Origin of the sequence: Mycolicibacterium hippocampi (genome assembly GCF_010723735.1) — a bacterium.
Taxonomy (GTDB): domain Bacteria; phylum Actinomycetota; class Actinomycetes; order Mycobacteriales; family Mycobacteriaceae; genus Mycobacterium; species Mycobacterium hippocampi.
In genome coordinates this window covers 4089375-4114005 of the sequence record NZ_BLLB01000002.1, presented here as the reverse complement: position 1 = coordinate 4114005, position 24631 = coordinate 4089375, and the positions used below count along the sequence as shown (strand labels likewise).

Sequence of the window (24631 nt, the reverse complement as noted above, 5' to 3'; positions counted from 1 at the left end):
ACTACCGGCCCGTGAATTCGGCGTCGCGCTTTTCGCGGAAGGCACGCAGTCCCTCTTTGAAGTCCTCACTGCGACTAGATAATTCGAGTGCCATGGCCTCGTTCTGCAGATGCCTGTCGAGATCGAGACCGTTTCCGGACTGCAGAAGCCATTTGGTCAGGCCCAGCGCGACGGTGGGGGAGGACGCCAGCCGGCCGACGAGTTCGGCGGCCGCGGCGTCGAGGTCGCCGTCGGGGTGAGAGCCGTGGATGACGCCCCATTCGGCGGCGTTGGCCCCTGAGAGTTCCTCGCCCAGCATCAGCAGCTGCCGGGTGCGCACCATCCCGATCAGCCGGGGCAGCAGCCAGGCGGCACCACTGTCGGGAGTGAAGCCGCGCGCCATGAACGGCTCCCAGAACCGGGCATCCTCCGCCGCGACGCAGAAGTCGGAAGCCATCGCCAGGTGGAACCCCAGACCTGCGGCCCAGCCACGGACCACTGCGACGACTGGAACCTGGGTCTCGAGCATCAGCGGGATCAGCCTGTTCGCCTTGTTGGGCAGCCGGCGCTGCGTGCTGCCCACCCTTGGCTTGCGCTCCGAGCGGGTGTTGTTGGCGACCAGGTCGGATCCCGCGCAGAAATCCGGGCCGGCGGCGTCGATGCGAATGACACGGACTGCCTCGTCGATGCCGGCCGCGGCGAAATGACCGATCATCGCATCGAGCATCTCGTCGTTGACAGCATTGCGGCGATCGGCCCGGTCCAGGGTCAGCGTGAGTACGGGGCCGTCCTGTTCGGCAGACAGGCCGGACACGCTCGGATACTCCATTGCCGTCAGCGTTCCGCGAACTGCGCCGACACCGCGGTCAGCAGCTCCGAAAGGTCGGTGGCCCCGCCGGGCGGATCAGGCAGCCGGACCGGACCCCGCTCTCGGCTGGGCAGCAGGATCGTGGCGCGCCCGGGCGCGGTCACCTCGCCGCGCTGGCTGGTCGCGGCGAGCTCGATGTCGACCGCCGGGCGGTCACCCTCGGCCAGGTATTTTCTCGTCACCGTTCCGGTGATGGTATGCAGATCTCCGACGTAGTTGAAGAGCCGGAACTCGCAGTCGAGCTTCCACAACCACGCGTCGTCGCCCATCCAGTCCGTGCACAGGTGGATCAGCCACGTCTCACGCATCCGGCCGTAGTCGAATGTGGTGGGATTTCCGGCGTTACGTGCGGCGTCGGGCTCCCAGTGCACCCGCTGCTGCACGTCGGGGACACCGTGCTCGTTGGGGGTGTAGAAACGCGGAATCCGCTGACGGTTACGCCATGCCAGCCCCAGCGGGCGCACCCCGTACATTCCGGTGCCCATCCCGACATGCCAGCAGACCATGTCGGTGACCGTCAGCGGTCCCTTGGTGAGCGGGCCCACCGGGTCGCCTTCGGAAACGTCCTCCCACCACCGCGGTTCCGAGCCACGGGGAGTCTCGCGCGCATACCGCGCGTCGATCTCCGCGATCTCGTCTTCGGTCCAGGTTTTCAGCTCGACGTCCTTGTACTTCTTCTGGCCGCGGGCCTTACTGCGCTCGGTGCGGATCATGTTTCGGTACTGGCCGCCGAGGATGACGCCCTCGTCGTCACGGAACACCTGCGCCGACCACTCGTGGATGGCCCGGCCGGCGAACTCGCTGCTCTTGTCGAGGGCCGCGACCAGGGCGTTGCGGCGGAATACCCGATGATCGGCACGCAACGGCGCCCACCACTCACGCGACGACGATGCGTAGAAGGCGTGCACCCCGCGGAGGGGATCCCCCTTGGTCAGGGCGCGGTCCTCGTCGGAGAGCGTGGAAACCTCGTCCTCGCCGATGAGGGTGTCACCGCCGACGAGTGAGGGTGGGGCCACCGGCTGGCCCCAGACGGACTTGGCCGCGTACTCGGGGTCGCACCACAGCGGGTTGGCGTCGCCGTAGCTCTCGGCGACGTGCCGGAAGCTGTCCTCATTGGGTCGGACGTAATGCGGTGGCTGCGTGTGTGGCACCGCGATGCCTATGGTGGCGCGCAACCGGGCCAGTCCTTCGTCGGTGATCTGGCCGCTCACAGAAGACGTGGCAGAGGAAGAGGGTTGAGTCATTCAGCGCCTCCTCGTCGGGGCCCGCGATATCGTCGGCATGGTTGCGGAAATTAAGATACCCGAAAACCGGAAACGACGTTAACGCAGGGTGGAGAACAGCATGACAGTACCGACCGGCATCGATGTCGAGCACGGTGAAGACGGAGTTCTACGCGTCGTCATCAACAGAGCTGAAGTTGGTAACTCCCTGTCGCCCAACGCTCGTGATGCTCTGGCAGAAGCATTCATCGAGGCTCACTCGAACCCGCAAGTGCGGGCGGTGCTCCTCGGTGCGGCGGGATCGCGGCACTTCTGCGCCGGGGCCGGGCTACCGTCCAAAGGCGACAATCCGGTGCCGCAGGCGCTTGCCGAGAAGCGTCCGGGTGACATCGCGCGGATGCTCGCCCAGGGTTGGCAACGTCTGGTGGCGTCGGTGCTGGACTGCGACAAGCCGGTGGTCGCAGCGGTCAACGGCGTCGCGGTCGGTGCGGGTGCCAGCCTGGTGCTGGCATGCGATCTGGTGGTGATGTCGTCGGAGGCCACATTGATCGAGGCATTCGTTCACCGCGGAATCCTGCCCGACTCCGGTGCCATCCATCTGCTCACCCGGATCGTCGGGTTACGCAAGGCCACCGAGCTGCTGATGCTCGGCGAGCCAGTCGATGCACCGACCTGCGAGCGCCTCGGACTGGTCAACACGGTGGCCGCACCCGAGTCGGTGACCAGCACCGCGGAGGAACTCGTCGGTCGCCTTGCGGCGGGTCCGACAGTGATGCTCTCGCTGACCAAACGTCTGCTGGCGGTGTCCTCGGAATCCAGCCGGGACCGGGCCTTCGAACAGGAAGCCTGGGCCGCCGAACTGATTTCGCACACCTCCGACCTGCGTGAGGGGCTGCGTGCCTTCACCGAACGGCGTACCCCGGATTTCCAGGGACGCTGAGCTCATCCCGCGGTGGGTCCGCCGCGGATGGTGAAGGTGACCGGGTCGTCGATCTCGTCGATCGCCGCGGCGACAGACTCCGCCGTGAGCTCGGTGTTCTCCACCCCCTTGGTGACGCCGATGAACACCCGGGAGACCTTGCCCGCACCGACCGAGTAGATGTGTGCGGTGCGGTCGCAATCAGGGTGAGACAGATACACCACCACCGGGGTGACGAGCTCGGGATCCATCGCCTTGCCGGCCTCGCCCATGATGTCTTCGGTCATTCGCGTTCGGGCTATGGGTGCGATCGCATTGATCGTGATGCCGTTGCGGGCGCCCTCGATGGCGAGCACGTGCATCATGCCGACCAGGCCCATCTTCGCCGCACCGTAATTGGCTTGCCCGAAGTTGCCGAATAGTCCGGTGCCAGAGGTTGTCTGGACGATACGCCCGTAATTCTGCTCACGCATGACCGGCCATACGGCCCTGGTCACGTTGAACGCGCCGGTCAAGTGGACGGCGATCACGGCGTCGACCTGGTCGGCCGTCATGTTCTTGAATGCGGCGTCGCGCAGGATTCCGGCGTTGTTCACCAGGATGTCGACCTGGCCGAACGCGTCTTTTGCCGCAGCGACGATTGCGGCGCCACCGGACTCGGTGGCCACCGAGTCGCCGTTGGCTATCGCAGTCCCGCCTGCGGCAGTGATCTCGTCAACCACGGCCTGTGCCGCCGACGTCGAGGCTCCGCTGCCGTCGACGGCGCTGCCGAGGTCGTTGACCACCACTCGCGCTCCACGTCGGGCGAGTTCGAGTGCGTGACAGCGACCGAGTCCCCCTCCGGCGCCGGTCACGATGGCGACCTGGTTGTCGAAGGTCAGCAATGGTTCCGAGGATGGGCGTTGCAGTGAAGTCATGCGTGAGAGGTTACATTTACTTTGTCGAGAATACTGATTTGCATCGGAGGATGACCATGACCCGCTCTACGGAGCTGCTGGCGCCCGCACACCAACGAGCCGCATCGCTGCGGGATCGCTACCGGGCTGCCGGATTCTGGTCGCCGCAGCCACTCGACATGGTCCGGGCCGCCGCGGCCGGCCATCCCGACCGCCTGGCCCTGAAGGACCGACAGGGCGAGCTGACGTTCGCCGAATTGGACGACCGGGTCGATGCGGCAGCGCGGGCGATGATCGACGCGGGACTGACGACATCGGTTCCGGTCCTGCTCGTGGTCGGCAACGATGTCGACTCGCTGGTCGCGATCCATGCTGCACTGCGGATCGACGCTGTCGTACTGCTGGTACCGCGCAGCGCCGGGGACGCCCAGGTCGCCGACATCGTCCACCGCACGCAGGCGCCGTTCGGGGCCGCGCCGAACTGGGCGCCGGCCGGCGTCGGCGAGCTGTCCGAGCAGCTGCGCTGGGTCGACGTCACCAAGGTCACCGACTCGTCCGGGGGAGGCCTGTTGCGGCCGTCCCGGGCCGCGGACGAGCCGTCTTTCGTACTGTTCACCTCCGGGACGACATCGGCTCCCAAGGGCGTCGCCCATTCGCTGAGCACCTTGTCGAAGGCGTCGTCGAACTATGTCGCCGCGGCCGGACTGACCGGTGAGGACCGGATTTTCCTCATCAGTCCGCTGGCCTCGGTCACCGGTGTGCTCCAGGCGGTTTTCATCGGCCCCATGCTCGCGATCCCCGTCGCGCTAGAGGATCGTTGGGACCCGGCTGCGACGTGCGAGCTGCTCCTGGAGTCGGGTGCGACATGGTACGGGGGGCCGGATCGGTTGCTGGACAGGCTTCTCGACGAGGCCGTCGCCCGCAACGCGAGGGTGCCGCTGCGCGCGGTCTACCTCGGCGGCACGATGCTGGACCGGCGCATCGTCGAACGGATCGAGGACGATTTCGGCATCATCGTGATGCGGGCATACGGCTCGTCGGAGGTGCCGGTCAGCACGTCGGGCCTGCGAAGCGAATCGCGCGAGGTCCGGCATGCCGACGACGGCGTCGCGCTCAACGACGTCGAGGTGAAGGTCGGTTCGGCCGGAGAGCCGACCGAGTGCTGCCTACGCGGCCCGCACACGTTTCTCGGCTACACCGGAGGCGAGGACGACGCCAGCGCGTTCGACGGGGACTGGTTCCGCACCGGAGATGTCGCCGAAGTCGTCGACGGTCGCGTACGAATCGTCGGCCGGATCAAGGACATCGTCATTCGCAACGGCCTGAAGATTCCCGCCGCCGAGGTCGAAGAGGCTGTCGCCCAGATCCCGGGCGTGAAAGAGTGTGCGGCCTACTCCGTCTCAGACGCCGTCACCGGCGAGCGGGTGGCTGTGGCGGTGCGGCTGAACACCGATGCCGCGCTGTCCCTGACCGACGTCGCGGACGCCCTGGTCTCAGCCGGACTGCCCAAGTACAAGCTCCCGGAAGAGCTGGTGTTCTGGGATGAGCCATTGCCGCTGAACGCGAACGGAAAGGTGGAGCGCAACACCCTGGACCGCCGCTCGCACGGACGGCGCAGGGTGTTGGCGCCTCGGTTGGTTGCCGCTACCTGAACGCTGCGGCGAACCCGTCGCTACTCCTTGCCGCTGACGTTGACGGTGGCCTTGCTCATCTGGGACTGCCAGTCCGACGAACCGGCGCTGTGCTCGCGCTTGGACAGCGCCTGAATCGTGACGTCGTGCCCCTCGGCCGCTTTGCGCAACGCGCCGACGGTGGCCTGCTCCCGCGTGATGTGGGTGAACGGATCCCAGTGGTACCAGCGCATCGCGTTCTCGAAGGTCATCTTGTTGATCTCGTCGTCGGGCACATTGTTGGCCTCGAGAACCTCGTCGAGCTGCTCGGGCGCACCCGGCCACATCGAGTCGCTGTGCGGGTAATCAGCCTCCCAACAGATGTTGTCGATGCCGATCTGGTTGCGCAGCTGTATCCCGACCGGGTCGGAGATGAAGCAGGTCAGGAAGTGGTCGCGGAAGACCTCGGAGGGCAACTTGGCGCCGAAGTCCTGGCCGGTCCAGGTCGAGTGCATCTCGTAGGTGCGATCGACGCGGTCGAGGAAGTAAGGAATCCAGCCCGTGCCGCCCTCGGACAGGGCGATCTTCAGATCGGGGTAGGCCTTGACCGGATTCGACCACAGCAGGTCGGCGGCCGCCTGCACGATGTTCATCGGCTGCAGCGTGATCATCACGTCCATCGGTGCGTCGGGGGCCGTGATGGCCAGGCGGCCGGACGAGCCGATGTGCACATTGAGCACGGTGTCGGTGTCGACGAGCGCGTCCCACATGGGCTTCCAATACTCCAGATCGTGGAAGCTGGGATAGCCCATCGCCGAGGGGTTCTCGGTGAACGTCAAGCTGTGTACGCCGCGCTTGGCGTTGCGGCGGATCTCTTTGGCGCATTCTTCGGCGTCCCAGATCACCGGCAGCGTCATCGGGATGAACCGTGCGGGGTACGCCCCGCACCACTCCTCGACGTGCCAGTCGTTGTATGCCTGAACGAGCGCGAGGGAGAAGTCGCGGTCTTCGGTGGCGAACAATCGCCCGGCGAAACCCGGGAAAGAAGGGAAGCACATCGACCCGAGAATGCCACCGGCGTTCATGTCCATCACACGTTCGTCGACCTTGTAACAGCCGGGCCGGATCTCGTCCAAGCCCTGGGGTTCGAGTCCGTACTCCTCTTTCGGCCGTCCCGCCACCGCATTCAAGGCCACATTCGGGATCACCACATCACGGAACTGCCAGGTGTCACTGCCGTCGGAGTTGTGGACCAACCGTGGCGCCTCATCCAGGTACTTTTTCGGCAGATGGTTCCTGAACATGTCCGGCGGCTCGACGATATGGTCATCAACGCTGACCAGGATCATGTCGTCCTTGTTCATCGGGAGTTCCTTTCGCTCTTGGGTATTACCGAATCTCGGGTTGAATGGGCTGGAATACGGGAACGATGAAGCCGTCGTCGTCGGTGCGGAAGTCGACGACGAGCGGCAGGCCGGCTCGTAGCTGTTCGACCGAGCACTGCTCGATCACCGTCATCAGTCGCGGACCTTCTTCGAGGTCCACCATCGCCAGGATGTAGGGAACCCGGGCGTCGAATGGCGCGCCGTTCTGGTGTACGACACTCCAGGTGTAAAGCCGCGCACGCCCACTGGCCGGCCGCAGGGCGATGTCCTCGCTCCAGCAGTGCGGGCAGAAGGGTCGGATGTACAAGGACGCGCGTCCGCACGAACCGCAGGCATTGACCATCAGCTTGCGGTTCTGGACGGCGGCCCACCACCGCTCGGTGTCGGAATCCGTGGTCGGCCGGTGCGGCCCCGTCGGTGCGCTGGTGGCCATCACTGCCTCCCCAGGATCATCGTGGCGCTGTGACTGAAGAAGCCGCCCATCGCATGCACGCACGCCAGTTCGGCGGCATCGACCTGCCTGGGTCCGCATTCGCCCCGCAGTTGCCGCACCGCCTCGACCATGAGGAACATCCCACGCATCCCTGGGTGGCACGAGGCGAGCCCGCCGCCGTCGGTGTTGGTGGGCAACGCCCCACCAGGGCGCAGTGCCCCGGATTCGATGAACTTGCCGCCTTCACCCTTGGCGCAGAAACCCAGGTCCTCGACCGTCAGAAGCACGGTGGCGGTGAACGAGTCATAGAGCTGGCAGACGTCGATGTCAGCGGGCCCGACGCCGGCCTGCGCGAACGCGCGAGGCCCTGAGAGGGAGGCGGCGGAAGTGGTGAAATCGCCCCACTCGCTCATGCTGACGTGCGAGGTGGCGTCCGCGGCTCCGAGGATCCAGACCGGGTCCTTGGCGCAGTCCCGTGCGATGTTTTCGCCGGCGAGCACGACGGCGCCGCCCCCGTCGGTCCGCAGGCAGACATGCTTGGTGGTGAACGGATCGGCGAGCAGCGGTGCGGCTGCGACGTCGGCCACGGTGATCCGGTCACGCTCGAACGCGTGCTCGTTCATGGCAGCCCACTCGTGAGCGGCGACCGCGACTTCGGCGAGCTGCTCGACGGTGGTGCCGTACTCGATCATGTGCCGCCTGGCGGCCATCGCGTACTTGGCGATCAGCGTCGCGCCGTAAGGCGCCTCGAACTGCAGGGCGCCACCGGTGCTCATCGCCGCGGCCGACCCCCGGGTTCGACGTTTGACATCAGAACGCGCTGTGGAACCGTAGGTCAACAGGACCACGTCGGCTTGACCGGCGGCGATCGCGTCGGCCGCGTGGCGCGCCATCACCTCCCATGACGATCCGCCGACATTGGTGGCGTCGACCCAGGTGGGTCTCAGTCCCAGGTATTCGCTGACCTCGATCGGTGGCAGGAGTGTGCCGTGCCCGCCGAAGCCGTCGATGTCGTTCTTGGTGAGGCCGGCATCGGTCACCGCTCGTTGGGCGGCCTGGGCCATCAAGCCCATCGCGGTCTTGTCGGGCACTCTGCCGCACTCCGACAGGCCCGCTCCCACGATGGCGACGCGGTTCGATGGCATACCCCATGTTAATCACATCGATAACGCCGTTTACGAATCAGTGGAATATGCGTTCTCGTTCCGCTACCGTAAGCGGGTGCCTGGTTCGTTGCGGGACGCACTGCGCGGCGACAGTCTGGTGTTGTGCCTGGCGTTGATGCACTCCCGCACGCCCGATGTGCCCGCTATTGCGGCCGCAGCAGGGTACGACGCTGTTTACGTCGATCTCGAGCACACTTCCACCTCCCTGGAGACCGCGGCGATGCTGTGCGCGAGCGCGATCGGCGCGGGTATCTCGGCGCTGGTGCGCGTGCCGTCGCAGGAACCGAGTCTGATCGCGCGGGTGCTGGACAGCGGCGCTGCGGGAATTATTGTGCCCCACGTGAATACAGCGCCAGAGGCACGGGATGTGGTGAATGCCGCACGCTTCCCGCCCGCTGGACACCGCTCGATCTCCGGCCCCAACGCGTTGAGCGGATTCGCCGCCCGTTCGGCCACCGAGTTGACCGAAGTCCTGGAAGCGCGAACCGTGGTGGCCGTGATGGTCGAAACTACCGAAGCGGTGGGAAATGCCGACGCCATCGCCTCCGTGGAGGGCGTGGACATGGTGCTCATCGGCCCCAGCGATCTGACCGCCGAGATGGGCATCCACGGCCTCTATGAGAATGAACGTTTCCGCAATGCGGTAGACTCCGTCGCAGCGGCATGTCGTACCCACGGCGTAGCGCTCGGAGTGGCCGGGATCAAGTCCCTTGACCTGCTGAAAAGGTTCGTCGGTCTAGGCCTGCGATTCATCTCGGCAGGGACTGACGTAGGCATGATGACAGAGGCCGCCACCGCCAGGGCGCAAGCACTCCGAGGGCTCGACGGACCCGCGACGACGTCACCAGATCTCTGACCGGACCGAAAACCCCGCGACCCCAGGAGGACGGATGCCCACCGCGATCTACACCGAAAAAGTGACCGATCCGATGTCGTGGACAGGTGCCGATTTCACGAGCAAGGAGGATTTCACCTTCGATCTCTCGCCGCGCAACGTCGCTGCGTTGGAGTCGATCCTGGCCAAGACGGCCAACAAGGATCGCGACGACATCACGCTCGACGACGTGCACCATCCCGATCTTGATGACGATCTGGCCCGGCTCTATCAGGACCTGATGTTCGGCAAGGGGCTGGCGTGCGTGCGCGGCTTCCCCGTCGAGCAGCACTCGATCGAGGATCTCGAGCGCATCTATTGGGCATTCTGCTGGCACCTCGGCTACCCGGTGTCGAACAACTCGTTCGGCCACCGCCTGGTGCGTGTGCAGGAGGAGATTTTGCCGAACGGCGTGCAACCGGCCCGCGGCACCAAATCCCGCGCCGAACTCGCGATGCACAACGACGCCGCCGACATCCTGTCGCTGCTGTGTGTCTACCCGGCGTTCGAGGGCGGCGAGAGCCAGTTCGCCAGCGGACCCGCTGCCCACAACCGGATCCTGGCCGAGCGACCGGACCTGCTCGAAGTGCTCTACCAGGGTTTCCCGCACCACCGCCGGAGCGAACAACCCGACGACCAGCCCGACGTGACACCGTATGACGTGCCGGTGTTCTCGCAGATCGACGGCCGAATCTGCATCAACTTCACCTACAGCAGCATCCTGCCCGCCATGAAGACGCTCGGGCGTGAATTCACACCGATCCAGGAAGAGGCCATCGAACTGCTTCGCAACGTCCTGGTCGAGCAGCAGGTCGAGTTTCGGCTGGAATCCGGTGAGGCAGCCGTGGCGAACAACTTCGCGATGTGCCATTCGCGGTCGGACTTCGTCAGCAGCAACGACCCGAAGCGAGCGCGCTGCTTCCTGCGGGCCTGGATGGAGGTTCCCCGCAAGGACCGCCGGCTGCCCCTCGGCAGGGAGTACTTCCACATGGAGAACAAGGATCTGCGGTTGGGTTATGACCCCGTCGACGGCCGCGACGGCGCGATCGCCCGCAACGATTACAAGAACGTCGACCCGGCACTCGCCGACATGTTCAAAGCTGCCCAGGCGAAGCCCAAGCTGAACAAGTGATGAGTCCGCCGCCCCGTCCGCGGTTGGTTTACGAACGCTGGACCGATCCCGTCGCGGGAGACATCCTCGAGCTCTCCGAGGTCGATGTGGTGAAGCTCGAGCTGAATCGTCCCGATGAACAGGTCTGGTCCGCACTCGAATCCGCGCACGGATACCAGGTGGCTACTCGCACCGACGTTGCGGCTGTCACAGGTGGTACACAGTGGTTGGCAGGGCCGGCGTTACTCGAACGGTGCGAGAAGCTACTGGCGGTGTGCTCGGCGGGGGCGGGCTACGACGTCATCGACGTCGAGGCGTGCACCCGCGCCGGCATAGCAGTGTGCAACAACTCCGGCCCGGGCGCCGAAGCCGTCGCCGAGCACGCACTCGGTTTCATGCTCGATCTGGCGAAGAAGATCACCGTGGCAGACCGGGCGCTGCGCAATGGTCCTCTCGGGGATCGGCTGCGACTGCGGGGGAGTCAGCTCCTCGGCAAGACCCTCGGTGTCGTCGGACTCGGTGCGATCGGTGGCCGTCTGGTCGAGCTGTGCGCTCCGTTCGGCATGGAGGTCCTGGTGTTCGACCCGTACCTCGACGACGTATCCGCCGAGGCCCGCGGGGTGCAACGGGTGTCGCTGGCCGAGCTGGTCGAGCATGCCGATTTCGTCCAGGTGACCTGTCCGCTGACGGCCGAGACGGAGGGTCTCATCGGTGCGGATCAGTTCGCCGCGATGAAGCGGACGGCATTCTTCATCACCACTGCTCGCGGACCGGTCCATGACGAGGCCGCGCTGTTGGAGGCGCTCGTCCGTGGCGAAATCGCGGGCGCCGGCCTGGACGTCTTCCACGAGGAGCCGCCCCGCCAGGACAACCCACTGCTCCGACTGGAGAATGTCGTCGCGACCCCGCACACCGCGGGCATCACCGTTGAGGCGGCCCGGGACATCGCCGTGGCGACGGCGACCCAGTGGCAGACCATCTTCGCCGGGCAGGTGCCGCCACGGCTGCTGAACCCGGACGTGTGGCCGCGTTACTGCGAGAGGTTCCAGGAGATCTTGGGCTTTCGCCCGACGACGTCCCTCGCTGCAGAGGGGTTGAAAGAGGTCCATACATGACCGAGAAGGACGGCCGGTAGTGGGATACGACACCATCGAGCTCGAGGTGCGCGGGCACACCGCGTGCTTGACTCTCAATCGGCCCGAAGTGCTCAACGCGATCAACGACGAGATGATCGCCGAGCTCGCCGAAGCCTATGCCGAGATCGAGCGCTCGCCGGACATCTGGACGGTGATCATCACCGGAGCCGGCCGGGCACTGTGTGTGGGTGCGGACGTCAACAAGGCTGCCGACCACGACATGCAGAACGCGGCAGGCATCGACAACCAGGGTGAGCCCATCCTGAGCTCGATGCGGCAGTGGGATGCACCGCAGGAGGCCACGCCCCCTTGGCTGCAGATGACCAAGCCGATCATCTGCGCGGTCAACGGAATCGCCTGCGGCGCCGGAATGGATCTCGTCACCACCGCTGACATCACCGTCGCCTCGGATCGGGCATCGCTGATGGACCCGCACGTCAGCATCGGAGTCACCTCGGGCCGTGAGGCGGTTCGGCTGGCAAGGATCTTGCCGCTCCCGGTGGCCATGCGTCTGGTACTCATGGGCAAGCACGAGCGGCTCGATGCGCAGCGGGCGTACGACCTCGGTGTCTTCACGGAAGTTGTGCCTCACGAATCGCTCATGGCGCGCGCTTGGGAGATCGCCGAAGTGGTCAATTCGAATGCACCGCTGGCAGTGCGGGGTTCGCGGATGGCGGTGCGTAAGGGTTTGACCCTGCCCATTTACGAAGCCGAACTACTGGCAGAGAACTACCGGATGAAGGTTGCCCTGACCAAGGATGCCGTTGAGGGGCCGCGAGCATTTCTGGAGAAGCGCACGCCGGACTGGCGGGCGCTGTAGCACCGACGCCGTGGAGCGCGGGAAGCGGTAATCGCCGAAACGACAATCAACATGCACGTGTAGGTAGATCACCCATTCTCTCCGGCGGAGAGTATCCTTATCCGCACTATGACTGCGAAGAAGAAGCCGACCGACGACCTCGAGATCGTCGACGCCGAATTGGAGATGCCAACGTCCTGGCAGGAACGGTCGATCGAGCGCCGATTGAGTTCGGCCAGAGCGCGCGCGCTGGCGCGCAGCTCGCGATTCCTGGCCACTGCTCTCGAACTCGTCGAGGAATCGGGACGTGCCGATTTCACCATCCAGACGCTCATCGACAGATCGAACCTCAGCCTGCGCGCGTTCTACCAGCATTTCGCCGGCAAAGACGAACTGCTGTTGGCCCTCTACGAGAACGTCACGAGCCAGTTCACCGAGAACATCCGCCAAGAGGTGTCGGCGGCGGAGGGGCCGATGGAACAGCTGGAGGCGTTCTGCCGCGGCGTGCTGTCGCGGGCCGAATCCTCTGAGGCGGTGGGTGGTCGAGTGATGACGATCTACAACCTGAGCCTGGAGATCGAGCGGCCCGACGATTTCGCCAAAGTTTGGGAACCGCATCTTCGGCTTCTCACGAAGATCCTCACCTCCTGCGCCCGAGCCGGGTTGGTGCGCGACGATCTCAGTCCGGCCCAGCTGACCACCCTGCTCAACACCACGTTGACGGCGTTGGCCCAGATCGGCGTGTTCCACCTCGGTGGTAAGAGCACAAAACTCACCGAGGACCAGTTGTGGGCGTGGTGCAAGCAAGCCGTGAGTCCGCCGAATCCGGCCACCGGGGCCGTCAAGGCGACGCCGCGCCGTACCACCGCCGGGCGTACCAAGACCACTAACGGGGTAGGCCGAGGCCGCGCTGCGCGATGATGGTGCGCTGCACCTCGCTGGTGCCGGCGTAAATCGTGGTCCCCAGAGAGAACCGCAGGGTGTGGTCGAACCTGCCGTGTTCGGGCGCTGTCGGCTCCAGGTAACTCCGGAGACCGTCCGGACCCACCATCTCCACGATGTCCTGGCTGGCACGTTCGAGTGCCTCGGTACTGAAGACCTTGGACATCGGCCCCTCGGCGACCGGTACCCGACCCTGTTCGACCATCCACACGCAGCGTCGCTGGAGCAACTTGGACACTTCGGTCTCCACCGCGGCACGGGCTATCCGCCTTCGCACGTCGGGGTTGCGGATGGGCTTGCTGCCATTGGGCAACGTGGCGGTCGTCGCCCAGCTTTCGGCGTGCTGCAGAAGGCGGGCCAGATGCGGGCCCCATCCTGACGCGTGCTCATCCTGCAGTGACAGGCCGATTACCTGCCAGCCTCCGTTCACCTCACCGATGCGCCACTCGTCGCCGATCCGGACGTCGCTGAAAAACGTGATGTTGGTGCGTTCACCGGACAGCGTCCACACTGCCTGCGCCTCGAACCCCTCGGTAGCACACGGCACCAGGAACATCGTGAGGCCCTTGTGTTTCGGCTTGTCGGGATCGGTGCGGGCGAGCAAGAAGATGTAGTCGGCGATGTGGCCGTTCGTCGTGAACATCTTGGAACCGTTGATCACCCAGGTGTCACCCTCGCGAACCGCCTTGGTCGCCGCGGCGGCGACGTCGGATCCGCACTCGGGTTCGGTGAAGCCGAGTGCGATCGTGATGTCGCCCTTCAACGCCCCCGCGAGAATTCGATCCTTCAACTCGGGGGTGCCGATCTGGCGGATGATGGACGCGACCATCCGCGTCGTCTCCGAGAGGTACACGGGTGCGTCGAAGAGCATCATCTGCTCTTTGAGTACTTGGTCATCCCAGGCGTTTCGGTTCTGACCGCCGAATTCTTCCGGCCAGCTCGGCGCGAAGTAACCCTTGTCGACCAGCCCGAGTGCGAAGTCGTGATCGTGGGCGACTCCGCTGCGGTAGATCCGCTCCTCGACCTTCGGGGTCAGCACCTGCTCGAGATGCGCGTGCACCTCGTCGCGATAGGCCTCTGTTGTCGGATCGAGCTGAAAGTGCATGCGATCAACCAATCTTTGTCCGGCAAGCGCACCGCTGCGCTCAGGGTGACTTGAATAGTGCTAATCTCACTAACGAGAATTATCATATCCGCACGTGACGGGACCGATGTCGTGGACCTGACCCTTTCCGACGAGCAGAAGCAGCTCGTCGACTCTTTCGCCGCGCTGTACGCCCGCGAGTCGTCACCGGAGCGGGTGCGCGCTGCCGAGCCGTTGGGATTCGATCCCAAACTCTGGAGGGCGCTTCGCGATACCGGCGTGCTCGAGATGGCAGTCTCCGAGGAGGCTGGGGGATGGGCGTCGTCCGTTGCCGAACTCGCGCTCACCGCCGAGCAGTTCGGCCGCGCCGTTGCGTCGGCGCCGGTCATCGAAGCTCAGGTTGCGGTGCGGCTGCTCGCAGCGGTCGGTGCCCCGGCCGCTGACCTGCTGGCCTCGGCGCTTGCGGGGGAGTTGGTTGTCGTCTTCGCGCCGCGGTCCTACGCCGACGAGGCGCTGGAGTTGGTTCCGGCTGGTGCTGTGGCCGACATCGTGGTCGCGGAGGTGGGTGGAGAATTGCTCGCGGTGCCGGTCTCCGCCGGTGGCGCGCGGCAAGTGGAAAATCTCGGGTCGCTCCCGCTGGCAGACATCCGTGCCGGCGAGGACGCCACGGTGTTGGCGGACGGAACGCAGGCTGCGCAATTGCACTCCGATGCCGTCGACGTGTGGTTGACGCTGACTGCGGCGGCGCTGGCCGGGGCGGCGGCCAAAGCCGTCCACATCGGGGTGCAGTACGCCAAGGAACGACACGCATTCGGGAGCCCGATCGGAGCATTCCAGGGGGTTTCACATCCGCTCGCAGACAGCGCGACCGCAGTGGACGGGGCTCGTCTGCTGGCGCTCGAGGCGGCGTGCGCGTTCGACGATGAACCGGATCGCGTCACCGAACTCGCTGCGATGGCCTTCGCATTCGCCTATGAGTCAGCGCGCGACGCCACCCGGCGCAGTCTGCACATCCACGGCGGCTATGGCTTCGGCATGGAGGGCGACATCCAGCTCTACTACCGCCGTGTCCGGGCCTGGGCGCTGGTGTACGGCGAGTCGAATACCGCGCTGGACCGGGTGGCCGATGCGCGTTACGGAGTCGTCGCCGGCTGATCGGTGCGAGGAAACAGCACTGCGAAGCTCAGCGTTGCGCGCGCGGCGATCCGGTTCCCGCCGACATCGAAGACGTTGACGCCGACCACCACGCTTCGCCCGCCCCGCCGGACGAGCTTGGCCACAGCGCGCGCCGGACCGGTCATCACCGGCGCCAGGTAGTGGATCGTCATGTCCGCTGTGCTGACGCCGCTGCCCAAATCTGCGACCGCAACGGCGAGCCTGCCCGCCGCTACGTCGATCAGCGTGGCCACGAGACCGCCCTGCAACGCGCCGCGCTCGTTCATGATCTTCGGCCGGTTGTGCAGGTCGACGATGACGGTGTCTTCGGTTTCTAGAACGTCGTAGAACGGTAATTCCCCGAACAGGTGTCCGGGGATCGTGACCGGCATGGGTCGCGGCTGCGGCAGTTGCGTAGTCGCGCCACTCGTCGTATCCGTCACGCTTGCGCCCGCACCTGATCCTTGGCCGCCAGCACGACGGGCGGGGCGTCACGCCAGTCCGGTACCCCGTTCTCCGGTCCCGCGGTGGCCCGCTTGTCGTCCCGGACCTGAGACCAGTGCGAGTGGTTGAGCTGATGCAACGTGAAGCAGGATTGCAGGGAGTTGTAGAAACCCATGTTGTCCTGGGTCTGGTTGACGGACTCCTTGATGAGCAGCGCAGCCATTGTGGGGACCTCGGCAATGCGCCGTGCCATGTCGAGCGTCCGGTCGGCGAGTTCGTCGCGGCTGAAGATTTTGCTCACCATGCCGAGTCGGTGTGCCTCGTGGATGTCGATCGCGTCGCCGGTGAGCATGAGTTCCTTCGCCTTTCGCGGCCCGAACTCCCAGGGATGGCCGAAATACTCCATGCCGCACATACCCAACCGTGTCCCGACGACATCCGCGAAGCGGACGTCGTCACTGCCGACGATGAGATCACATGCCCACATCAGCATCAGGCCGGCCGAGAACACGTCGCCGTGCACCTGAGCAATCGTGATTTTTCGCAAATTGCGCCACCGCAGCGTGTTCTGAAAGAAATAGTGCCACTCCTGCAGCATGCACTTCTCGGCACCGTCTCGGCTTCCGCCGTTGATCGACGCCGTCGGGTGCTGGTCCGGCCCCGGCCGGTACTCGCTGATCGCCTGTTTGGAACCGATGTCGTGACCAGAGGAGAACATCTTGCCTTCGCCGGCGAGGATCACCACACGGACATTGTCGTCGGCTTCGGCGGCGCCGAACGCCTCGTCGAGTTCGACGAGCATTCCGCGGTTCTGTGCGTTGCGCTGGTCCGGGCGGTTGAGCGAGATCCGCACGATTCGTCCGTCGTCGTACGTCTGCCACTTCAGAAATCTGTAATCGCTCACGGTGCCGCTCCCTTGACGAATTTGACAAATAATGTTCTCGTCTAGAGAGAATACATATTCTCATTGCGCTCAGTGAAGGACACCCAACCATGGACCCCTCAGCCCGCGAGATCTGGGATGCCGACAACCATCTGTACGAACCGGCCGATGCCTACACCAGACATCTTCCCAAGCGGTATCGAAGCGCGATCCAGTGGATCGAGGTCAACGGGCAGACCAAGCTGATGATCAAGGGCCGCTTGACCGATACGATCCCCAACCCGACCTATGAGGTCGTCGCATCGCCGGGTGCGTGGGCCGACTACTTCCGCGGTGTGAACCCAGAAGGTAAGACGCTGCGCGAACTGGCCAACCCGATCGCATGCCCGGACTCCTTCCGGCGCGCGCAGGAGCGACTGGAGCTACTCGACCACCAACGAATCCACGCCTGTGTCATGTTTCCCACAACGGGCGGGATGCTCGAGGAACGCATGACAGATGACATCGAACTGACCCATGCGGCGGTGCATGCCTACAACCAGTGGCTGCACGAGGAATGGACATTCGACTACCACGGACGGATTTTTGCGACGCCGGTGATCACCTTGCCCGACGTGGAAAAAGCTGTGGCCGAACTCGACTGGTGTATCGAGCGCGGCGCCCGGGCAGTGCTGGTCAACCCGCGGCCGGTGGCCACCGTGTCTGGGCACACCACCTCGATGGGCCAGCCGTACTTCGACCCCTTCTGGTCGCGGCTGGAGCACCACGGTATTCCCGTGCTCATGCACGCCTGTGACTCCGGCTACGACCGGTACAGCAGGGATTGGGAAGGTGCCGGCGCGGAGTACCTGCCTTTCAAGCCGGATGCCTTCAAGACCATCGTGTACGAGGACGCCCGGTCAATCCTCGACACGTGTGCGGCGCTGGTGGCGCACGGTGTCTTCACCCGGCATCCGGGCGTCCGCGTCGGCGTTGTGGAGAACGGCGGCAACTGGGTGCCACGACTGCTCGAGTTGTTCGATCGGGTCTACAAGAAGATGCCGACCGAGTTCGCCGAACACCCGGTGGAGCAGTTCAAGCGGCACGTGTGGGTGAACCCGTTCCACGAGGAGGACATGACCGGCCTGATCGACCTCATCGGAGCCGACCGGGTTCTGTTCGGTTCCGACTACCCGCATCCCGAGGGGCTGGCGAATCCGGCCGACCTGACGCCGGAGATCGCTGCGCTTGGTGAACCGGTGATCGACCGGATCATGGGCCTGAATCTGCGCGAGCTCCTGACGACGGCGCCCCATGGCCGCTGAAGGCAGACCACGGGTGATCCTGTGGGGACCAGGGCAGGTAGGAGTAGGCGCACTTCGGGCGCTGATCGCCCATCCGGGACTCGATCTCGTCGGCGTGATCGTGCACTCCGAGTCCAAAGACGGCCGAGATGCCGGTGATCTCTGCGGCATGCCGGAAACCGGTGTGATCGCCACCCGTGACGTCGATGCGGCACTTGCCATCGATGCAGATGTGGTGGCGTTCTTCGCCTCGGGTGACTACCGGTACCGAGAAGCGGCGGAGGATGTCGCGCGCTGCCTGCGGGCAGGGAAGAACGTGGTGTGTACGTCTCTGGTGCCGATGTGCTATCCGCCCGCGGCGGACCGGGAAACGGTGCAATTGCTCGAGCAAGCCTGTCGTGAGGGCGCTGTGAGCATGTTCAACAGCGGGGTGGACCCAGGGTGGGCCAACGACGTGATCGCTCTGACGATGACGGGATTCAGCAGCCGGGTCGACGGCATCACGATGCTGGAGATCCTCGACTACGGTCCGATCGCCCAGCCGGAGATCATGTTCGACTTCATGGGTTTTGGCCACCCGCCGGATTATCCGGCGCCGCTGTTCGATCCGACGCGGTTGGCTGGACTGTGGGCGCCGATCGTGCACTTGGTCGCCGACGGTGTCGGACTGCCGCTCGATGAGGTGGTGACGACGATCGACAAGTGGATCGCTGCGAAACGCTACGAGGTGGCCTCGGGCTGGGTGGAGGTCGGAACTGTGGGGGGGATGCGTTTCAAGCTCTCGGGCAGGGTCGGTGGCGAGGAACGGGTGGTACTGGAACACATCACCCGGATGGGCGAGCAGTCTGCGCCGGATTGGCCGCGGCATCCGTCTCCGCATGGGGGATACCGGGTGATCGTCGATGGAATGCCCACCTACACCGTGGATATCGAGATGCACGGCCGTGGCAACAACATGCGGGGTCTCACCTATGCGACCGTGATGCGTGAGCTCAACGCAATCCCCGCAGTCATCGCCGCTGAACCCGGTTTGCTGTCGACCCTGGACCTGCCGATCATCACCGGACCCATGCGGGGTGGGCGCTGGCAGGGCGTGTTGCCGGAAAGGGCCGGGACGTGACTCACGACCCGGTGCCCCGGGTCTCGGATGACCTCTGGATCGTCATGAGCACCGCCACGGCCGTACGCCGGTATCGCAGCGACCCCGTCTCAGACCAGGTGCTGGAACGCTGTCTGCTCGCAGCATCGTGGGCGCCGTCCGGTGCAAACGGGCAACCGTGGCGTTTCGTCGTGCTCGAATCGGCGGAACTGCGATCGTTGATCACGTCGGCCTCGCACCGAACGTGGCAGGTGATGAAGGACTTCTACAAGCTTCCTGAAGTCGCCGACGGTGCCTGCGATCCCAAGTCACGGACCCTGAGAACGATGGCCGAGCACATGCAGGTCGGTGGTGATGCGCCGAAGCTGATCTTGTTCTGCGTTCAACCGCAACGCGGCACGACCGAACTCCAGCAGGGTGGCTCGATTTTCCCCGCCGTGCAGAACTTCCTGCTCGCCGCACGGGCTCAAGGCCTCGGAGCTGCTATCACGCTGTGGCAGGATTCCTGCGCCGCCGAACTGCGTGAGCTTGTCGGCATCCCTGACGACTGGAAACTCGCGACGTTGTTGACCGTGGGCTGGCCGAAGGGCCAGCATCGTGAAGTTCGGCGCAGACCGTTGGCCGAGGCCGCCGTGATCGACAGGTGGGACCGGCAGTGGGGAAGCGGCAGCTGATGCGCTCCGCGCACGCGGGCTTCACCGCTTGAACGTCAGACCATACCGAAGAACGTCTTCGCGTTGGTGGACAGCACCTTCCGCTTGGTCTCCTCGTCAAGGCCCTCGGTGGCCTTGTTCGCGACCTCAGTGCTGTGCGGCCAATTGGTGTCGTTGTGCGGATAATCGGTCTCGAACATGAGCTGATCCGGGCCCACCAGGTCAAGGATGCGGAATGCGACCGGATCGCCGAAGGTGGAGAACCAGACCCGTCCGGGCACCTGAGTGCTCGGCGGCTCCGTCAGCAACGGGTGGATGCCGCCCCATGCCCGACGGTCTTCCCACACCTCGTCGACTCGCTGCAGGTAGTAAGGGATCCAGCCCGCTTGCGCCTCGGCGAACGCGAGTTTGAGCTTGGGGAACTGCTTGAGTTTGGCAGAGAACAGCCAGTCCACCAACGCGATGGTGCAGTTCACCGCCATCAGCGCACTGGTGACGACGTGCGGAGAGTCAGGGGAGGACCTGGTCAGTGAGGAACTCGAGCCGATGTGCAGCATGACACCCACGTTGTTGCGCTCGCAGGCGGCGAAGAACGGGTCCCAATAGCCGCTGTGGATGGAGGGCAGGTCAAGACGGGCCGGCAGTTCCGAGAAGCACACGGCTGGCATTCCCTTGGCGGCGACGCGGTCGACCTCTTTGGCGGCGAGTTCCACGTCCCACAACGGGATGATGCCGAGCGGAATCAACCGACCGTTCGAGTCGCCGCCCCACTCGTCGATCTGGAAGTCGTTGTAGGCCTGAACGCACAGCAGGGCGAGGTCTTTGTCCTTGGCGTGCAGGAAGCGCTGACCACAGAAGCGCACCAGAGTGTTGGGGAAACAGGCCGACGCCTCGATCCCGCCGATGTCCATGTCAGCGAGCCGGTCCTTCGGGCGGAAACACCCGGGCCGCATTTCTTCATACGTGATCGGGTCGGTGGTGAGCTCGTCGATTTCATAGCCGGCCGCGGCGCTGATCAGCGGGATCGGGATGATCGAATCCTCGTAGTGCCAGATGTCGGCGTCCCGACCGTTCTCGTCGTCGACGAATGCGACATCGGACGTGACCGTCGGATCCATACGACCGCGATGCCGGACGATCCGTGGCCCGACGTCTCGGTATCGCTCGGGCAGCCGGCTGGTCCACAGATCGGCAGGTTCAACCAGGTGGTCGTCGGGCGAGACGATCAAAATGTCGGTGCTCAATGCTGCACTCCTTCGAGGACGGCTTCGCGGCGTCGCGATCCGGTATCAAGCGTTTCCGCAATCGAGAACGAATGTTTTCAGCGTACCGCATACGGTAGGTCGTCCAAGGCTCTGGCTCAAATTGGCCGAAGATTGCTGAATCCGTCCACGCGAGTGCCATGAGCGCGCTCACCAGCACACGGTCGACCGACCTCAGAGCGTGACCCGGATGGTCCCGTCCACGGCCTCGACCGGATAGCTGCGTACCGACATCTGGGCTCCGGAAACCTCTGTGCCCGTGCAGAGGTCAAAAGTGTGGTTGTGCAACGGGCAGACGATGACGCGGGCGTCGGCCAGACCGTCGGCCAACGGCCCGCCCTTGTGTGGGCACACCGCGTCGACTGCCCGCAGCGAATCGTCGCGCAGCCGGAAGACCGCGATCTGGGTGCCGTCGATGGCAAACGTGCGGCCCTCGCCGACCGGGATCTCGTCGACCCGACCGATGTCGATGCTGACGCCACCGCTCATCGCGCCGGTCGCATCCGTTGAGACTGCGCCCAGGGTGGTGTTCTTGGCGGAAACAGCACCTTGAGCGCAGTCTCAACGAGAGTAGCGCTCATCGTACGGGAACCCGGGGGAGTGGCAACAGCGGCAGCGACGACCGGAACTGACCTTCGGACGCCGGTTCCCGCCCGTCCTGCCACGGATCGCGGTAGGCGTCCACCGACTTCTGCATCCGCTCGTCCAACCCGGCGATGAAGCCGTCGTCGGGCTCATCGACCAACACGGCGCGTAGGTGCTCGATGCCGAGCCGGGGCACCCACTTGTAGGTGCGCTCCAGCCAGTTCGCATTCTCGCGGTAGTACTGGATGAACCGGCCGGTCAGGGTGATCACCGTCTGCGGGTCGTCGACGGTGGCCAGCAGATCGCCCTTGCGGATGTGCGCGCCGGCCGCTCCGCCGACATAGACCTCCCAGCGACCTCCCTCGACCGCGACCACACCGAGGTCCTTGCACAACGCCTCCGCACAGTTGCGTGGACAGCCGGTGACAGCCAGCTTCAACTTTGCGGGACTGGCCAGCCCCTGATACCGCTCCTCGATCGCGATCCCCAGCGCGGTGGAATCGCCGAGCCCGTAGCGGCAGAAGTCGCTGCCGACACAGGTTTTCACGGTCCGGAAACTCTTGCCGTACGCGTATCCCGACGGCATGTCGAGGTCTTCCCACACCGAGGGAAGGTCCTCCTTGCGCACTCCGAGCAGGTCGATACGCTGGCCGCCGGTCAGCTTGATCATCGGGATCTCGTAGCGTTCCGCGACGTCGGCGATCTTGCGCAGTTGAGCGACGTCGGTGACCCCGCCCTTCATCTGCGGCACCACCGAGAAAGTGCCGTCGCGCTGGATGTTGGCGTGCACCCGGTCGTTGATGAACCGCGCGTCGCGCTCGTCGACGTACTCGTCGGCCCACATCATGTCGAGCAGGGACGCCAGCGCCATCTTCGAGCCCGCGTCCTCCCGGCCGTCCGGAGCCAGCGCGGCGAACACCGAGGACACCGAATGCAGTTCGAGCTCCCGGATGTGACGCATCAGCGTCGGCTTGTCGTACGGGATCCCGGGCACGTACCACGACGCCGACGGATCCTCGGTGACCGCACCTCCGGCGGCCCACTCGACCACCTGGCAGACCAGCTCCTTGCACGAGCCGCAACCCTTGCCCGCCTTCGTCTTCGCCATGACACCGGCCACCGAGGACTCGCCGCCGTGCACGCAGTCCACCAGTGCGCCTTTGGAGACACCGTTGCAGTTGCACACCTGGGCGTCGTCGGATAGCTCGGCGACCCCGACACCGACATCCGGCGTGCCGATGTCGAACATCAGCTCCACCCGCTCGTCGGGCAACGGCATCCCACTGTCGAAGGCCTGGGTCAGGAACGACACCTTCGACACGTCGCCGACCAGGGTGGCGCCGACCAGTTTCCCGTCGCGGATCACCACCGTCTTGTACACGCCGTGTTTGGGTTCGGAGTACTGCACGAACTCGTCGTCGGGATGTTCGGGGCCCTTGACGCCCATCGAGGCGACGTCGACACCGGCGACCTTGAGCTTCGTGGCGACCCGGGAGCCGTGATAGGCCGCACTGGTATCGGCACCGGTCAGGTGGTCGGCCAGTACCTTGGCCTGTTCCCACAGCGGTGCCACCAGTCCGTAGACCTGGCCGCGGTGCTGTGCACACTCACCGACGACGTAGACGTCGTCGTCATCAACCGATCGCATGTGGTCGTCGGTGACGATGGCGCGTTCCACCGTCAGGCCGGCTCGCTGTGCCAGCCCCACGTTGGGCCGGATTCCCGTCGCGATCACCAGCATGTCGCAATCCAACTGCCTGCCGTCGGAGAACGTGATCGCCCGGAGCCGCCCGTCGTTGACGACGACTTCGGTGGTGCGCTTCTCGGTATGGACAGTGATCCCCAGCGATTCGACCGATTTGCGCAGGATGGAGCCGGCCGGATCGTCCAGCTGGGCGTTCATCAACGTCGGGCCCGCGTGGACGACGTCGACGGTCAACCCGCGAGTCTGCAGTCCCCGAGCGGCTTCCAGTCCCAGTAGGCCGCCGCCGATGACGACGGCTTTGGTGCGGTTGGCGGCTTCGGAGATCATCGTGGCGGTGTCGTCGAGCGTCCGGAAACCGAACACGCCGTCGGCCAGGGTCTTGTTGTCGGCCCACAGCCCGGTCATCGGCGGGAAGAACGAGCGGCTGCCGGTGGCCAGGATCAGTTTGTCGTAACGCAGCGCGGTGCCGTCATCGGCATGCACCAGGTGGGCGAAGGTATCGAGTCGGACGACACGGACCCCACTGCGCAGGTCGATACCGTTGTCGAGGTACCAGTCCAGGGAGTTGAGATAGATCTCGGCCGGATCATCAAGGCCGGCAAGCACGTTCGACAGCAGGATGCGGTTGTAGTTGCCGTAGGGCTCGTCGCCGAAAACGGTGATCTGGAAATCCTCGGCATTGGTTCCGCCTTTTTGCCTGGCGAGGACCTCCTCGATCGCGCGGATCCCGGCCATCCCGTTGCCGACCACCACGAGGCGGGCTTTCTCCGACATCACACCTCCACGAGACCGACATCAACGATCACGGTGCCCTTGGCGCCTTCGGGCGCAGCGACATAGAGCTCGAGCACCGTATCGGCGAGCAGATCCTCCACCACTCGCAACGCCACGTGGGTGGCGCCTGCGGCGGCGATCGGGAAGTAGCGCATCGGTTTACCGTCGCGGAACAGGATTACGGTGACCATCTGGTCGGCCGAGTTGCCGCCACGAAAATAGACCGGCTGGGACGTGGCGCCTGCAGGGACCACATAGCGCAGCGATTCGTCGATCAGCAGCGGCTTTTCGTATCCGCCGCCGTCGAACCCGAACACACCTTGCAGGAATCGAGGACTACTTCCGTCGGACATGGCTCGAAGC

24 protein-coding genes are annotated in these 24631 nt (G+C 65.0%); 11 read left to right on the top strand and 13 right to left on the bottom strand.

The window, feature by feature from the left end; genetic code table 11:
• Position 1: 1 nt before the first annotated feature.
• Positions 2-808, bottom strand: a complete 807-nt coding sequence (locus tag G6N53_RS20860; RefSeq protein ID WP_163891585.1) for an enoyl-CoA hydratase/isomerase family protein — start codon at positions 806-808, stop codon at positions 2-4.
• Between the two features lie 5 nt (positions 809-813).
• Complete coding sequence (locus G6N53_RS20855; protein ID WP_163891583.1) at positions 814-2091, bottom strand: hotdog family protein; 1278 nt, start codon at positions 2089-2091, stop codon at positions 814-816.
• Between the two features lie 100 nt (positions 2092-2191).
• On the opposite strand from G6N53_RS20855, the gene G6N53_RS20850 reads away from it, so the two are divergent.
• The gene (locus G6N53_RS20850) at positions 2192-3010 is read left to right on the top strand and encodes an enoyl-CoA hydratase/isomerase family protein (protein ID WP_163891581.1); all 819 of its coding nucleotides are present in this window, start codon (positions 2192-2194) and stop codon (positions 3008-3010) included.
• Between the two features lie 2 nt (positions 3011-3012).
• On the opposite strand, the gene G6N53_RS20845 is transcribed toward G6N53_RS20850, so the two are convergent.
• Positions 3013-3906, bottom strand: a complete 894-nt coding sequence (locus G6N53_RS20845; RefSeq protein ID WP_163891579.1) for an SDR family NAD(P)-dependent oxidoreductase — start codon at positions 3904-3906, stop codon at positions 3013-3015.
• A gap of 56 nt (positions 3907-3962) precedes the next feature.
• Here G6N53_RS20845 and G6N53_RS20840 point away from each other — a divergent pair, with 56 nt between their 5' ends.
• Positions 3963-5537, top strand: a complete 1575-nt coding sequence (locus G6N53_RS20840; RefSeq protein ID WP_163891577.1) for a class I adenylate-forming enzyme family protein — start codon at positions 3963-3965, stop codon at positions 5535-5537.
• A 20-nt stretch (positions 5538-5557) separates the two neighbouring features.
• On the opposite strand, the gene G6N53_RS20835 is transcribed toward G6N53_RS20840, so the two are convergent.
• Genes G6N53_RS20835 through G6N53_RS20825 form a run of 3 tightly spaced genes read right to left on the bottom strand, consistent with a single transcriptional unit; the run spans position 5558 to position 8458 of the window.
• On the bottom strand, positions 5558-6859 hold the full coding sequence (locus tag G6N53_RS20835) for an amidohydrolase family protein (RefSeq protein WP_163891575.1): 1302 nt from the start codon (positions 6857-6859) through the stop codon (positions 5558-5560).
• A gap of 25 nt (positions 6860-6884) precedes the next feature.
• On the bottom strand, positions 6885-7313 hold the full coding sequence (locus G6N53_RS20830; protein WP_163891574.1) for a Zn-ribbon domain-containing OB-fold protein: 429 nt from the start codon (positions 7311-7313) through the stop codon (positions 6885-6887).
• Positions 7313-8458 carry an acetyl-CoA acetyltransferase gene (locus tag G6N53_RS20825; RefSeq protein ID WP_163891572.1) on the bottom strand — a complete coding sequence of 382 codons (1146 nt, stop codon included), beginning with the start codon at positions 8456-8458 and terminating at the stop codon, positions 7313-7315. The genes G6N53_RS20830 and G6N53_RS20825 overlap by 1 nt, the downstream gene beginning before the upstream one ends.
• A gap of 40 nt (positions 8459-8498) precedes the next feature.
• On the opposite strand from G6N53_RS20825, the gene G6N53_RS20820 reads away from it, so the two are divergent.
• The 5 genes from G6N53_RS20820 to G6N53_RS20800 all read left to right on the top strand — a co-directional run bounded on the left by G6N53_RS20820 (position 8499) and on the right by G6N53_RS20800 (position 13320).
• Entirely contained in the window at positions 8499-9335 is an 837-nt protein-coding gene (locus G6N53_RS20820) for an HpcH/HpaI aldolase family protein (protein ID WP_371870896.1), read from the top strand.
• A 34-nt stretch (positions 9336-9369) separates the two neighbouring features.
• Positions 9370-10485, top strand: coding sequence for a TauD/TfdA family dioxygenase (locus G6N53_RS20815; protein ID WP_163891569.1), 1116 nt, complete (start codon positions 9370-9372; stop codon positions 10483-10485).
• Positions 10485-11579: a hydroxyacid dehydrogenase gene (locus G6N53_RS20810; RefSeq protein ID WP_163891566.1), complete on the top strand. Its 1095-nt coding sequence runs from the start codon at positions 10485-10487 to the stop codon at positions 11577-11579. The genes G6N53_RS20815 and G6N53_RS20810 overlap by 1 nt, the downstream gene beginning before the upstream one ends.
• Before the next feature lie 19 nt (positions 11580-11598).
• Positions 11599-12420: an enoyl-CoA hydratase/isomerase family protein gene (locus G6N53_RS20805; protein ID WP_237166591.1), complete on the top strand. Its 822-nt coding sequence runs from the start codon at positions 11599-11601 to the stop codon at positions 12418-12420.
• 108 nt (positions 12421-12528) lie between these two features.
• Entirely contained in the window at positions 12529-13320 is a 792-nt protein-coding gene (locus tag G6N53_RS20800) for a TetR/AcrR family transcriptional regulator (RefSeq protein ID WP_163891565.1), read from the top strand.
• Here the strand turns inward: G6N53_RS20800 and G6N53_RS20795 are convergent.
• Entirely contained in the window at positions 13286-14446 is a 1161-nt protein-coding gene (locus G6N53_RS20795) for an acyl-CoA dehydrogenase family protein (RefSeq protein WP_163891564.1), read from the bottom strand. The two genes, G6N53_RS20800 and G6N53_RS20795, sit on opposite strands and share 35 nt — an antisense overlap.
• 111 nt (positions 14447-14557) lie before the next feature.
• On the opposite strand from G6N53_RS20795, the gene G6N53_RS20790 reads away from it, so the two are divergent.
• Entirely contained in the window at positions 14558-15580 is a 1023-nt protein-coding gene (locus G6N53_RS20790; protein ID WP_163891563.1) for an acyl-CoA dehydrogenase family protein, read from the top strand.
• Here the strand turns inward: G6N53_RS20790 and G6N53_RS20785 are convergent.
• Entirely contained in the window at positions 15559-15972 is a 414-nt protein-coding gene (locus tag G6N53_RS20785; protein WP_163891562.1) for a PaaI family thioesterase, read from the bottom strand. The two genes, G6N53_RS20790 and G6N53_RS20785, sit on opposite strands and share 22 nt — an antisense overlap.
• 47 nt (positions 15973-16019) lie before the next feature.
• Positions 16020-16928 carry an enoyl-CoA hydratase gene (locus G6N53_RS20780; RefSeq protein WP_163891561.1) on the bottom strand — a complete coding sequence of 303 codons (909 nt, stop codon included), beginning with the start codon at positions 16926-16928 and terminating at the stop codon, positions 16020-16022.
• Positions 16929-17017: 89 nt separating this feature from the next.
• On the opposite strand from G6N53_RS20780, the gene G6N53_RS20775 reads away from it, so the two are divergent.
• Genes G6N53_RS20775 through G6N53_RS20765 form a run of 3 tightly spaced genes read left to right on the top strand, consistent with a single transcriptional unit; the run spans position 17018 to position 19963 of the window.
• The gene (locus G6N53_RS20775) at positions 17018-18211 is read left to right on the top strand and encodes an amidohydrolase family protein (RefSeq protein WP_163891560.1); all 1194 of its coding nucleotides are present in this window, start codon (positions 17018-17020) and stop codon (positions 18209-18211) included.
• 13 nt (positions 18212-18224) lie between these two features.
• On the top strand, positions 18225-19310 hold the full coding sequence (locus G6N53_RS20770; RefSeq protein WP_163891559.1) for an NAD(P)H-dependent amine dehydrogenase family protein: 1086 nt from the start codon (positions 18225-18227) through the stop codon (positions 19308-19310).
• Between the two features lie 44 nt (positions 19311-19354).
• Entirely contained in the window at positions 19355-19963 is a 609-nt protein-coding gene (locus G6N53_RS20765) for a nitroreductase family protein (RefSeq protein ID WP_163896157.1), read from the top strand.
• A 35-nt stretch (positions 19964-19998) separates the two neighbouring features.
• Here G6N53_RS20765 and G6N53_RS20760 read toward each other — a convergent pair whose 3' ends face one another.
• The 4 genes from G6N53_RS20760 to G6N53_RS20745 form a co-directional block, all read right to left on the bottom strand.
• The gene (locus G6N53_RS20760; protein ID WP_163891557.1) at positions 19999-21186 is read right to left on the bottom strand and encodes an amidohydrolase family protein; all 1188 of its coding nucleotides are present in this window, start codon (positions 21184-21186) and stop codon (positions 19999-20001) included.
• 192 nt (positions 21187-21378) lie between these two features.
• Positions 21379-21693, bottom strand: a complete 315-nt coding sequence (gene nirD, locus G6N53_RS20755; protein ID WP_163891555.1) for a nitrite reductase small subunit NirD — start codon at positions 21691-21693, stop codon at positions 21379-21381.
• 88 nt (positions 21694-21781) lie between these two features.
• Complete coding sequence (gene nirB, locus G6N53_RS20750) at positions 21782-24268, bottom strand: nitrite reductase large subunit NirB (RefSeq protein WP_163891554.1); 2487 nt, start codon at positions 24266-24268, stop codon at positions 21782-21784.
• A complete protein-coding gene (locus G6N53_RS20745) occupies positions 24268-24621 on the bottom strand; it encodes a molybdopterin oxidoreductase (protein WP_163891552.1) in 354 nt (117 codons plus the stop codon). Before G6N53_RS20745 ends, nirB begins: the two co-directional genes overlap by 1 nt.
• Positions 24622-24631 lie beyond the last annotated feature (10 nt).